Here is a 12,195-nt window from a genome sequence, read left to right as displayed (position 1 = left end):
ATTGATGTACAATTTTACTGAATTAATAAGAGGAGGCAGTTTATAAATGACTACACAAGTAGATTATGATGTAATTATAGTTGGAGCAGGCCCTGCAGGAATGACAGCTGCTGTTTATGCTTCAAGAGCAAATTTATCAACTGTAATGATAGAACGCGGTATGCCAGGTGGACAAATGGCAAATACAGAAGATGTAGAAAACTTCCCAGGATTTGATTTAATTACAGGTCCAGATTTATCAACTAAAATGTTTACACATGCCCAAAAATTTGGTGCTAAATATGAATATGGGGACATAAAAAATATAGAAGATAAAGGTTCTTATAAAGTTGTTAATATGGGAGACAAATCATTAACAGCGCACGCTATCATTATTGCAACAGGTGCAGAATACAAAAAAATCGGCGTTCCAGGTGAACAAGAACTAGGTGGCCGTGGTGTAAGTTATTGTGCAGTATGTGACGGTGCATTCTTTAAAGGTAAGAACTTATATGTAATTGGTGGCGGAGACTCAGCAGTAGAAGAAGGTATATTCTTAACTAAATTCGCTGACAAAGTTACAATCGTTCATAGAAGAGATGAGTTAAGAGCTCAAAAAATCATTCAAGACCGTGCATTTAAAAATGAAAAAATTGATTTTATTTGGAATACAACATTAAAAACAATCAATGAAAAAGATGGTAAAGTAGGATCTGTTACTTTAGTTTCTACTGAAGATGGTACTGAAACAGAACATCAAGCTGATGGTGTGTTTATTTATATTGGTATGAAACCATTGACTAAACCATTTGAATCATTAGGTATATTGAATGAGAACGGTTATATTGAAACAAATGACGAAATGGAAACTAACGTACCTGGTGTATATGCAGCAGGCGATGTTCGTGAAAAAACATTACGTCAAATCGTTACAGCTACTGGTGATGGTAGTATTGCAGCACAAAATGCACAAGCATATATTGAATCACTTGAAGACGAAGAACAATTAATATAATTAATAAAGAGCAGGAATTCATTATTAAAATTGAATTCCTGCTTTTATTTTTTATGAAAATCATTGTGGCAACTATAGACTTTGTTGGCATTTTTTATGCGCATGCTTACACTTCTCTCGACTTGTGTGAATACAGATATCCATGTTTACACTTCTCTTCACTTATGTGAATATGGACATCTTTACTTACACTTCTACTGACTTGTGTGAATATAGATACCCTTACTTACACTTTTTTCAATTTGTGTAAATATATATACTTAAGATTAATTGCCTTTGACATAAATGTCCTAGTATTTTAATGATAATCATTTAGCTAGCTCTTAGAAAAAACTGTTTTCTATATAAAAATAAATATTTCCAACGATTTTGTAGTGCGGACGCCTGAGGGAAAAGTATGCGAGAGAGACTACAGGCTCGAGCCATACTCCTAGGCAAGCATGCACGAACAAAATCGTAAGATATGCTTATTTATTTTGAGTTAGGATTTAAATCCCAAACACTTTTTATGTATGATTTTTCTTTTACTTGATATAGTTTAAAAAGGCGGGTATAGATTTAAATAGACCATTTATTTAATGTTTTTTATAGCATTATCATGTAAGATTAAGATACATATGATAGTTAAAGGAGAAGTGCTATGCAACTTACCGACAAAAGTAATGTAAAAAATGAATTGCTTGTAGTTACTGGTATGTCTGGTGCGGGGAAATCTGTCGCATTACAAGCATTAGAAGATTTAGGATATTTTTGCGTTGATAATTTACCTCCAATTTTATTACAAAAGTTTGTTGATTTAATGGATCAAGGTAACCCTTCTTTATCAAAAGTGGCAATTGGAATTGATTTAAGAGGTAAAGATTTCTTTGGTGACTTAAGAAAAGAATTGGATTTTATACAAAGTGAAAAAAGAGTTATCGTAGATATTATATTTTTAGAAGCAAGTGATAAAAAATTAATTTCAAGATATAAAGAAACGAGAAGAACCCATCCTTTAAGTGAAAAGGGTAGCTTATTATCTGCTATTGAAGAAGAAAGAGATCTCTTGAATGATATTAAAGGTATAAGCAATTTCGTAATAGATACGACTGAAATGAAACCGAAAGCTTTGAAAGAAGAGTTGAATGCAACATTTGAAAAAGATCCTTCTACAACATTCCAAGTAAGGGTGTTAAGTTTCGGTTTCAAACACGGAATGCCGATTGATGCGGATATCGTATTTGATGTAAGATTTCTACCTAACCCATATTATGTACAAGAATTAAGACCGTTGACTGGATTAGATGACGAAGTTTATCAGTACGTTATGAAATGGAAAGAAACAAATACATTTTATAAAAAGTTTAGTGACCTATTAATGTTTATGTTGCCAGGCTACAAAAAAGAAGGTAAATCTCAATTAACAATTGCAATTGGTTGTACAGGTGGTCAACATAGATCTGTCGCACTTGCAAAACGTTTAGGAGAAGATATTAAAGAAAACTTTGACTATGCTGTGTATACGTCACATCGCGATGCACATATTGAAAGTAAAAAGAAAAAATGAAAAAATTAAAAGTTGTATTAATTGGAGGCGGAACAGGTCTTTCTGTTTTAGCGAGAGGACTGAAACAGTTTCCAATAGATATTACAGCCATCGTAACGGTTGCAGATGATGGTGGTAGTACAGGTAGAATTCGTGATGTGATGGATATACCTGCTCCTGGAGATATAAGAAATGTGCTGGCAGCTCTAAGTGACACTGAACCTATGTTAGAAGAACTTTTTCAACATCGTTTTGAAGAAGAAAAATTTGGTGGACATTCAATAGGAAATTTATTATTAGCAGCAATGACAAATATTACGGATGATTTTGGTCATGCAGTTAAAGAGTTAAGCAAAATATTAAATATTAAAGGCCAAGTCATTCCATCAACAACTAAAAGTGTTGTATTAAATGCAGTAATGTCTGATGGTGAAATTATAGTAGGGGAATCTAATATCCCTAAAACATCTAAAAAAATTGAAAAAGTCTTTTTAACACCTGAAGATATCGAACCAATGAAAGAAGCCATTGATGCAATAGAAGAAGCGGATTTAATCGTTATGGGACCAGGATCACTATATACAAGTATAATACCTAATTTGATTTTAGATAAAGTTAAAGACGCTATTATACATACTGATGCTGAAAGGTTATATGTATGTAATCTTATGACTCAAAAAGGTGAAACAACTGGATATTCAGTTAGTGACCACGTGAAAGCTATTCATGATCATGTTGGCCAAGAATTTATCGATTTTGTAATCTGTCAAAATGAACGCTTTAATAAAGATATTTTAATGAGATATGAAGAAGAAGATGCAAAGCAAGTTCATTTTGATGGAGATAAATTAAAAGAGATGGGTGTACAATGCATACACGACAATAATTTAGTGAGCATTACGCCTCATCAATATATTAGACATAATAATAAAGTGCTTGCTCAACTTATATACGAAATAGCTTTACGAGAAATTAGTACAATACAATATAAGATAGACAAATAAATTTGAAATATAGAGGGTAGGATAATGACATCTTTTTTTAGAATGAGATTTCTGTCCCGCGCTCTATATTTTTATATAGAAATAAAGTAGAATCAATGTAAGAGCTTTCAAAAAGAGGTGATCATTGATGAAGAATGTTCAAATCATGATGGTATTAATAGGTTGTATATTTCTGCTTATTGGTTTAATTGCAAATCAACAAATAGGTATAAGTTTCTTAATAATTGGTTTAATAATGTTGTTATTTGGTGTAATCAAAGAGGCTACAAAAAAATAATCAATTGTATAAGTTGAAAAACTTGATACGCCCGGCTATTCCATGTAAGATAAAATAGATACAAAACGTATGATATGTCTTTCGGCATATCATTATTTTTATGTACATATAAATTAAGAAAGGATGATCTGCTGTGAGCTTTGCTTCAGAAATGAAAAATGAATTAACAAGAATTGAAGTAGATGACTGTTGCGCAAAAGCAGAACTTTCAGCTTTGATTAGAATGAATGGGAATTTGAGTATTTCTAATCAACAATTTGTCATAAATGTACAAACTGAAAATGCAGCGATAGCACGCCGTATATTTTCGCTCATAAAAAAATGCTTCGGAGTGGAAGTAGAATTATTAGTAAGAAAGAAAATGAAACTTAAAAAAAATAATATATATATCAGTAGAATAAAAGTAAAAGCTAAAGAAATATTAGATGAGTTAGGTATACTACAAGAAGGTATGTTTAAACAAGAAATAGATAAAGATATTTTACAAAAAGATTGTTGTAAAAGAAGTTACTTAAGAGGTGCGTTTTTAGCAGGAGGATCGGTGAATAATCCAGAAACATCTTCTTATCACCTTGAAATTTTTTCATTATATGAAGAACATTCAGCGGATTTAACAGCATTAATGAATCAATATGGTTTAAACGCTAAACAGTTAGAACGTAAAAAAGGTTATATCAGTTATTTAAAAGAAGCAGAAAAAATAGCTGACTTTTTAAGCTTAATTGGCGGATATCAAGCATTACTTAAATTTGAAGATGTTAGAATTATTCGTGACATGAGAAATTCTGTAAATAGATTAGTTAATTGCGAAACAGCTAATTTAAATAAAACAGTAAGTGCTGCAATGAAACAAGTAGAAAGCATTAAACTTATAGATAAAGAAATTGGAATCGATAATTTACCGGATCGGTTACGAGAAGTAGCGAAATTAAGAATAGATAACCAAGATGTATCTATCAAAGAATTAGGAGAAATGGTGAGTACAGGAAAAATATCTAAATCAGGTATAAACCATAGACTACGTAAACTCAATGAAATGGCAGATAAAATTAGAAGCGGCGAAACAATAAAATAAGCTAATAAGAAAAAAGCCCAGACATAGTCGATTGCCTGGACTTTTTAATATAGAATTAATGACCTTAGCAAGATGTTAGTTAATCAGAATTTGCAAATTTTAAAAAGAGTCAAGACGTAGATTAATTTCGCCTAAACTACAAAAAAACACCCAAAACTTAAGTTTCGGGTGTTTTTTGTATATTAAATTTATTTCATATCTTCTGGATGCATTACATCATCGATTAAACCGTATTCTTTAGCTTCATCAGCTGTTAAGAAGTTATCACGATCTGTGTCTTTTTCAATTTTTTCAATTGGTTGTCCAGTTCTTTCAGATAAAATTTTGTTTAATTTTTCACGAGTACGTAAAATGTGACGAGCTGCGATTTCAATTTCTGTAGCTTGTCCTTGTGCGCCACCTAATGGTTGGTGAATCATCACTTCACTGTTAGGTAATGCGAAACGTTTACCTTTTGCACCAGCTGATAATAGGAATGAACCCATTGATGCTGCCATACCGATACAAATTGTTTGTACATCTGGTTTAATATGTTGAATTGTATCATAAATAGCAAAACCAGCTGTTACACTTCCGCCTGGTGAGTTAATATATAAATAAATGTCTTTCTCAGAATCTTGTGCTTGTAAAAATAACAATTGTGATACGATTGAGTTCGCTACATTGTCATCAATAGCTGATCCTAACATAATAATGCGGTCTTTCAATAAACGTGAGTAAATATCATAAGCGCGTTCCCCACGATTTGTTGTTTCTATAACTGTTGGTATTAAATTCATCAGTTAAATCCTCCTTTGAATATCTTAATGACCATATCATACACTATAAAGTCAAACATGGTCAAAATATATGACCTACTGATGAATATTATAACTTAAATAGCTGATTTATACACAGGAAATTTGCGACAAATGTTGTCAATGTTTGCATAAATGATATAATAGTTTCCGTAATCAACAAGCTGAGTGCAGTGAATTTGAGTGACTTGCATATTAAAATGTTCACATCTTTTTCGAATGATGTTTTCTGCTTGATTAGTGGTCATAATTCTTCACTCCTTATAGTTGATACTTCTATTATATTCGTAAGATGTTAAGTGATTATAAATTAATAATTAAGATTTATCTCTCCGTAGTGTAAAGGATAACACGCAAGATTCCGGTTCTTGAAATGGGCGTTCGATTCGTCTCGGGGAGGCTTATTATAACGAAGGATGATTTTATGGATATCAAATTTTATATTGGTTCAAATTGCGGTTTATGTGACGATGCAAAAATACAATTAGATTTTTTCAGAGATGAATATGATCATGAAATTAAAATTGTTACTATTAATATAGAAGAAGATGATACATTACATGAAAAATATATGCTTAGAGTACCAGTAGTTGAGTATAACGGTGTTGTCTTACAAGAAGGAAACGTGGATTTTGTTACATTGATTGAGGCGTATGATGAATTGAAATAAAGAGTAACGCATTTATCTTGCAATCTTATAGTCATAGGTGTATTATAAAACTGTAAACAGATATTATTTTTTTGACCCGCATGGGACGAAAAACGTCTAACCTAGGTTAGATTATGCCCATCTGTTAATCTTAGAGGAGGCGACTTGTTTATGGAAGATTTATTAAAGGTACAACATAGACTCGTTCCTGACTTGATTGACAAGATGTATCGACGCTTTAATATCTTATCGACGATTGAGAAGAAACAACCTATTGGTCGAAGATCGTTAAGTGATGTTATGAATATTACTGAACGGGTATTGAGAACTGAAATTGAAATGTTAAAACAACAAGATTTACTCAGCGTTCAATCAACAGGCATGAAATTGACCGAAACAGGTGAACAAATTCTTGCTTCGTTATCACATTATTTAACACTTTATTCTAGCTTTAATCATATTGAGGATGAAATATTTAATCGATATGGTGTGAAAGCACATATAGTGAGAGGTAATTCGGATTCAGATGAGATGGTTAAAGCAGAAATGGGTAATGTTACAGCAGAACTACTAGAACAGTCATTGTATGATCGAGCTTCAGTTTCAGTAACGGGTGGTTCAACAATGGCTAGAGTTAGTGAGTCATTACATCCATTGAATAAAGACATTTTGTTCACGCCAGCGCGTGGTGGTTTGGGAGAAAACGTAGTATTCCAGGCTAATACAATTTGTGCAAGTATGGCAAATCGAACAGGTGGGTCGTATAAGGTCTTGTATGTTCCTGACCAAGTAAGTGAAAGTTCGTATGAAACGTTGTTGACAGAACCTGCAGTAATAGAGGTGCTTGATGCAATACGTCATTCAGATTTTATAATTCACGGTATTGGTGATGCGCTGAAGATGGCACAAAGAAGAAAAACATCAGAAGAAGTATTAAGCCAATTGAAACATCATCATGCAGTCGGAGAAGCTTTTGGATATTATTTTAATTCCAAAGGTGAAGTCGTACATCGCGTTAAAACAATCGGTTTGCAACTAGAAGATTTAGCAACTAAGACAAATATTTTTGCAGTAGCAGGGGGTGCTTCTAAAGCAGAAGCTATTAAGGCTTATCTTGAGATAGCACCTAAGAATACTATCCTTATAACAGATGAAGGTGCTGCAAAAGCAATGATTAACTTGGAATAAAAGGTTTAATCGCCTTTTTGAAATAACAAATATAAAGGAGGCCATCAATAATGGCAACTAAAGTAGCAATTAATGGATTTGGCAGAATAGGTCGTTTAGCATTTAGAAGATTACAAGAAGTAGAAAACATCGAAGTAGTAGCAATCAACGATTTAACAGATGACGCAATGTTAGCTCATTTATTAAAATATGATTCTACACAAGGCCGTTTCAAAGACGAAGTAGAAGTTATCGAAGGCGGATTCCGCGTAAACGGTAAAGAAATCAAAACTTTCGAAAATCCTAACCCTAAAGAATTACCATGGGGCGATTTAGATATCGACGTAGTATTAGAATGTACTGGTTTCTTCGCTGACAAAGAAAAAGCTTCAGCTCACATCGATGCAGGTGCTAAAAAAGTATTAATTTCAGCTCCAGCTTCAGGCGATTTAAAAACTATCGTTTATAACGTTAACCATGACGAATTAGATGGTTCAGAAGAAATCGTTTCTGGTGCATCTTGTACAACTAACTGTTTAGCTCCAATGGCTAAAGTATTAAATGATCAATACGGTATCGTAGAAGGTTTAATGATGACTATCCACGCATACACTGGTGACCAAAATACTTTAGACGCTCCACATTCTAAAGGTGACTTCCGTCGTGCTCGTGCTGCGGCTCAAAACATCGTACCTAACTCAACTGGTGCTGCTAAAGCTATCGGCTTAGTAATTCCAGAATTAAAAGGTAAATTAGATGGATCAGCTCAACGTGTACCAGTAGCAACTGGTTCAGTAACTGAATTAACTGCAGTATTAGACAAAGAAGTTTCAGTAGAAGAAATCAATGCAGCAATGAAAAATGCTACAAATGATTCATTCGGTTACACTGAAGATGAAATCGTATCTTCTGATATCATTGGTATCACTTACGGTTCATTATTCGATGCAACTCAAACTCGTGTAATGACTGTTGGAGATCGTCAATTAGTTAAAACTGTATCTTGGTATGACAATGAAATGTCTTACACTTCACAATTAGTTCGTACTTTAGAATATTTAGCAGCTCAAGCTAACAAATAATTTAAATAAATGAACTAAATAGGTTATGCTTATAAGTAAGCGGGGAGCACATCGCTTCTCCGCTTATTTTTAATCATGTTGTATTTTCTATTATCTAGAGGAGGAAGACAAATCATGTCAAAGAAGAATGTTAAAGACGTAGATTTAAAAGGTAAAAAAGTACTTGTAAGAGCAGATTTTAATGTACCAATGAAAGATGGTGCAATTACAAACGACAACAGAATCGTTCAAGCGCTTCCTACAATAAAATACATTATCGAGCAAGGCGGTAAAGTAATTTTATTCTCACATTTAGGTAAAGTGAAAACTGAAGAAGACAAAAAAGAATTATCACTTAAACCAGTAGCAGAACGCTTAAGTGAACTATTAAATAAAGAAGTAACATTTGTACCAGAAACACGTGGAGAAAAATTAGAAAATGCTATCGATACATTAGCTGAAGGCGATGTATTAGTATTTGAAAATACACGTTTCGAAGATGTTGATGGTAAAAAAGAATCTAAAAATGATTCTGAGTTAGGTAAATATTGGGCTTCATTAGGTGACGTGTTCATTAATGATGCATTCGGTACAGCTCACCGTGAACATGCTTCAAATGTTGGTATCGCATCTAACATTGAAACAGCATCTGGTTTCTTAATGGATAAAGAAATCAAATTTATCGGTGGCGTTGTAAGTGAACCAGAACGTCCTTTAGTAGCAATTTTAGGTGGAGCGAAAGTTTCAGATAAAATTGGTGTAATTGAAAACTTATTAACTATTGCAGATAAAGTTATTATCGGTGGCGGAATGGCTTATACATTCTTCAAAGCTCAAGGTAAAGAAATAGGATTATCACTTTTAGAAGAAGATAAAGTTGATTTTGCTAAAGAATTACTTGAACGTGCTGGCGACAAAATTATCTTACCAATAGATTGTAAAGTAGCGAAAGAATTTTCAAATGACGCTGAAATTACGGTCGTTTCTGCTGATGAAATTCCAGCTGATCAAGAATCAATGGATATCGGTCCTAAATCAGTTGAATTGTTTAGTGAAGCATTAGAAGGTGCAAACACAGTAGTATGGAACGGACCTATGGGTGTGTTTGAATTAAGTAACTTTGCTAAAGGTACAATTGGTGTATGTAAAGCAATTGCTAGCTTAGAAAATGCAACAACAATTATCGGTGGTGGAGATTCTGCAGCAGCTGCTATGGACTTAGGATTTGCTGATGACTTTTCACACATTTCAACAGGTGGCGGAGCTTCTCTAGAATACTTAGAAGGTAAAGAACTACCTGGCATCGTAGCTATTTCTGAAAAATAATCATAAAAGGAGTTTTTATATCATGAGAAAACCAATTATCGCAGGTAACTGGAAAATGAATAAAACAGTTCAAGAAGCAAAAGATTTTGTTAATGAACTACCAGCATTACCAGATACTAACGAGGTAGATTCAGTAATTTGTGCACCAACTTTACAATTAGATGCACTTGTTAATTTAACTAAAGAAGGCGTAGCACAAGGCTTACAAATTGGTGCTCAAAATGCATACTTTGAAGATAATGGAGCATTCACTGGTGAAACTTCTCCAGCAGCACTTGAAGATTTAGGCGTTAAATATGTAGTATTAGGACATTCTGAACGTCGTGAATACTTCGGTGAAACTGACGAAGATGTTAATAAAAAAGCATTAGCAGTATTTTCTCATAATATGACACCAATCATTTGTGTTGGTGAAACATTAGAAGAAAGAGAAGCTGGTAAAGCTGAATCAGTAGTAGGCGGTCAGGTAGAAGCAGCACTTAAAGGATTTTCTAAAGATCAAGTAAAATCTACAGTAATCGCTTATGAACCTATTTGGGCAATTGGTACTGGTAAATCTTCTACTTCAGAAGATGCAAACCAAATGTGTGCACACGTACGTAACGTTGTAGCAGGAGCTTTCTCTCCAGAAGAAGCAGAGGCTTTACGTGTTCAATACGGCGGTAGTGTTAAACCAGAAAATATTAAAGAATATATGGCTCAATCAGATATCGATGGCGCATTAGTTGGCGGCGCTTCATTAAAAGTTGATTCATTCGTTGCATTATTAGAGGGTGCTAAATAATGGCTAAACAACCAACAGCGCTTATCATTCTTGACGGTTTTGCTAATCGTGAAGAAGAGCATGGTAATGCGGTAAAACAAGCCAACAAACCAAATTTTGATAGATATTACAACAAATATCCACATAATGAATTATCTGCATGTGGCTTAGATGTTGGTCTACCAGAAGGACAAATGGGTAATTCTGAAGTAGGTCATTTAAATATTGGTGCTGGTAGAGTCGTATACCAAAGTTTAACAAGAATAAATAAATCGATTGAAGATGGCGATTTCTTTGAAATTGAAGAATTAAAAGCAGCGATGAACCATGTCGTTAAAAATGATTCTACATTACATTTAATGGGTCTATTATCTGATGGCGGTGTACACAGCCACTATAAACATTTATTTGCACTTTTAGAATTAGCGAAAAAACAAGGCGTTAAAAAATTATATGTACACGGTTTTCTTGATGGACGTGACGTTGATCAAAAATCTGCTCTTAAATTTATTGAAGAAACAGAAGATAAATTTAAAGAAATAGGTATCGGTCAATTCGCTTCAATTTCTGGTCGTTATTATGCAATGGACAGAGATAATCGTTGGGATCGTGAAGAAAAAGCTTATGATGCTATGTCTAATGGTGAAGGTCCTGTCTTCAAAACTGCCATTGAAGGTGTAGAATCAAATTATAAAGAAGGTTTAACAGATGAATTCGTCGTGCCATTTATCGTTAAAGACGAAGAAAAAAATGTTGAAAACACTGGTGTTAACAGCCATGATTCAATGATATTCTTTAACTTCCGTCCTGATAGAGCGGCTCAACTTAGTCAAGTTTATACAAATGAAAAATTCGAAGGTTTCGAACTTAAACGTAAACTAGAAGATTTATACTTTGTAACATTCACAAACTACAGTGACGATGTATTCGCTGAAGTTGCATTTAAACCAGTTGATATTAAAAATACTATCGGTGAAGTTGCTGAAAAGCATAACTTAAACCAACTTAGAATTGCAGAAACTGAAAAATTCCCTCATGTAACATACTTTATGAGTGGTGGTAATCATTCAGAGTTTAAAGGTGAACGTCGCGTTCTTATCGACTCACCAAAAGTTGCAACTTATGACTTGAAACCTGAAATGAGTGCTTACGAAGTTAAAGATGCATTAATTGGTGAATTAGATAAAGGTGATTTAGATTTAATTATCTTAAACTTTGCTAATCCTGATATGGTAGGACATAGTGGTATGCTTGAACCTACTATCAAAGCAATTGAAGCAGTCGATGAATGTTTAGGTGAAGTAGTAGATAAGATTTTATCAATGAATGGTACAGCTATCATTACAGCAGACCATGGTAACTCTGATGAAGTGTTAACAGATAGTGAATCACCTATGACAACTCATACAACAAACCCTGTTCCTGTTATAGTTACAAAAGAAGGGGTAGAAGTTAGAAGTGGTGGTCGTCTTGCTGACTTAGCACCAACACTACTAGACATACTTGGAGTAGAACAACCAGAAGATATGACTGGAAAAACATTAATTAAATAATAAT

12 protein-coding genes are annotated in these 12,195 nt (G+C 33.5%); 11 read left to right on the top strand and 1 reads right to left on the bottom strand.

Features of this window, described 5'->3' with window-relative positions; genetic code table 11:
- The first annotated feature begins 46 nt into the window (after positions 1-46).
- From trxB to whiA, 5 genes are all read left to right on the top strand, one after another.
- Positions 47-994: a thioredoxin-disulfide reductase gene (gene trxB, locus LQ668_RS04265; RefSeq protein WP_078357403.1), complete on the top strand. Its 948-nt coding sequence runs from the start codon at positions 47-49 to the stop codon at positions 992-994.
- A 640-nt stretch (positions 995-1,634) separates the two neighbouring features.
- Positions 1,635-2,540 (top strand): RNase adapter RapZ, encoded by a 906-nt coding sequence (rapZ, locus tag LQ668_RS04260; RefSeq protein ID WP_078357404.1) that lies wholly within the window; start codon positions 1,635-1,637, stop codon positions 2,538-2,540.
- Positions 2,537-3,523: a gluconeogenesis factor YvcK family protein gene (locus tag LQ668_RS04255; RefSeq protein ID WP_078357405.1), complete on the top strand. Its 987-nt coding sequence runs from the start codon at positions 2,537-2,539 to the stop codon at positions 3,521-3,523. The genes rapZ and LQ668_RS04255 overlap by 4 nt, the downstream gene beginning before the upstream one ends.
- 127 nt (positions 3,524-3,650) lie before the next feature.
- On the top strand, positions 3,651-3,800 hold the full coding sequence (locus LQ668_RS04250; protein WP_170167672.1) for a hypothetical protein: 150 nt from the start codon (positions 3,651-3,653) through the stop codon (positions 3,798-3,800).
- A gap of 133 nt (positions 3,801-3,933) precedes the next feature.
- Complete coding sequence (gene whiA / locus LQ668_RS04245) at positions 3,934-4,875, top strand: DNA-binding protein WhiA (protein WP_078357406.1); 942 nt, start codon at positions 3,934-3,936, stop codon at positions 4,873-4,875.
- 188 nt (positions 4,876-5,063) lie between these two features.
- On the opposite strand, the gene clpP is transcribed toward whiA, so the two are convergent.
- A complete protein-coding gene (clpP, locus tag LQ668_RS04240; RefSeq protein ID WP_078357407.1) occupies positions 5,064-5,654 on the bottom strand; it encodes an ATP-dependent Clp endopeptidase proteolytic subunit ClpP in 591 nt (196 codons plus the stop codon).
- 442 nt (positions 5,655-6,096) lie between these two features.
- Here clpP and LQ668_RS04235 point away from each other — a divergent pair, with 442 nt between their 5' ends.
- The 6 genes from LQ668_RS04235 (at position 6,097) to gpmI (ending at position 12,191) form a co-directional block, all read left to right on the top strand.
- Positions 6,097-6,342, top strand: coding sequence for a glutaredoxin family protein (locus tag LQ668_RS04235; RefSeq protein WP_078357408.1), 246 nt, complete (start codon positions 6,097-6,099; stop codon positions 6,340-6,342).
- Positions 6,343-6,492: 150 nt separating this feature from the next.
- Positions 6,493-7,509, top strand: coding sequence for a sugar-binding transcriptional regulator (locus tag LQ668_RS04230; RefSeq protein WP_107508975.1), 1,017 nt, complete (start codon positions 6,493-6,495; stop codon positions 7,507-7,509).
- A gap of 50 nt (positions 7,510-7,559) precedes the next feature.
- The gene (gene gap, locus LQ668_RS04225) at positions 7,560-8,570 is read left to right on the top strand and encodes a type I glyceraldehyde-3-phosphate dehydrogenase (protein WP_078357410.1); all 1,011 of its coding nucleotides are present in this window, start codon (positions 7,560-7,562) and stop codon (positions 8,568-8,570) included.
- A gap of 114 nt (positions 8,571-8,684) precedes the next feature.
- Positions 8,685-9,875 carry a phosphoglycerate kinase gene (locus tag LQ668_RS04220; RefSeq protein WP_107508974.1) on the top strand — a complete coding sequence of 397 codons (1,191 nt, stop codon included), beginning with the start codon at positions 8,685-8,687 and terminating at the stop codon, positions 9,873-9,875.
- Between the two features lie 22 nt (positions 9,876-9,897).
- The gene (gene tpiA / locus LQ668_RS04215; RefSeq protein ID WP_078357412.1) at positions 9,898-10,659 is read left to right on the top strand and encodes a triose-phosphate isomerase; all 762 of its coding nucleotides are present in this window, start codon (positions 9,898-9,900) and stop codon (positions 10,657-10,659) included.
- Positions 10,659-12,191, top strand: a complete 1,533-nt coding sequence (gene gpmI / locus LQ668_RS04210; RefSeq protein WP_239775911.1) for a 2,3-bisphosphoglycerate-independent phosphoglycerate mutase — start codon at positions 10,659-10,661, stop codon at positions 12,189-12,191. The genes tpiA and gpmI overlap by 1 nt, the downstream gene beginning before the upstream one ends.
- Positions 12,192-12,195: the final 4 nt, after the last annotated feature.

It is taken from the genome of Mammaliicoccus sp. K-M42 (assembly GCF_022386375.1).
Lineage (GTDB): Bacteria > Bacillota > Bacilli > Staphylococcales > Staphylococcaceae > Mammaliicoccus > Mammaliicoccus fleurettii.
Note: the sequence above shows the minus strand (reverse complement) of the source record. Positions and strands in the feature narration are given on the sequence as shown.

Excerpts from the sequence above, each read along its gene's own strand:
- LQ668_RS04230 (WP_107508975.1), top strand. The coding sequence starts at position 6,493 with ATGGAAGATTTATTAAAGGTACAACATAGACTCGTTCCTGACTTGATT.
- LQ668_RS04250 (WP_170167672.1), top strand. The coding sequence starts at position 3,651 with ATGAAGAATGTTCAAATCATGATGGTATTAATAGGTTGTATATTTCTG.
- gpmI (WP_239775911.1), top strand. The coding sequence starts at position 10,659 with ATGGCTAAACAACCAACAGCGCTTATCATTCTTGACGGTTTTGCTAAT.
- gap (WP_078357410.1), top strand. The coding sequence starts at position 7,560 with ATGGCAACTAAAGTAGCAATTAATGGATTTGGCAGAATAGGTCGTTTA.
- LQ668_RS04255 (WP_078357405.1), top strand. The coding sequence starts at position 2,537 with ATGAAAAAATTAAAAGTTGTATTAATTGGAGGCGGAACAGGTCTTTCT.
- clpP (WP_078357407.1), bottom strand. The coding sequence starts at position 5,654 with ATGAATTTAATACCAACAGTTATAGAAACAACAAATCGTGGGGAACGC.
- trxB (WP_078357403.1), top strand. The coding sequence starts at position 47 with ATGACTACACAAGTAGATTATGATGTAATTATAGTTGGAGCAGGCCCT.
- rapZ (WP_078357404.1), top strand. The coding sequence starts at position 1,635 with ATGCAACTTACCGACAAAAGTAATGTAAAAAATGAATTGCTTGTAGTT.
- LQ668_RS04220 (WP_107508974.1), top strand. The coding sequence starts at position 8,685 with ATGTCAAAGAAGAATGTTAAAGACGTAGATTTAAAAGGTAAAAAAGTA.
- LQ668_RS04235 (WP_078357408.1), top strand. The coding sequence starts at position 6,097 with ATGGATATCAAATTTTATATTGGTTCAAATTGCGGTTTATGTGACGAT.
- tpiA (WP_078357412.1), top strand. The coding sequence starts at position 9,898 with ATGAGAAAACCAATTATCGCAGGTAACTGGAAAATGAATAAAACAGTT.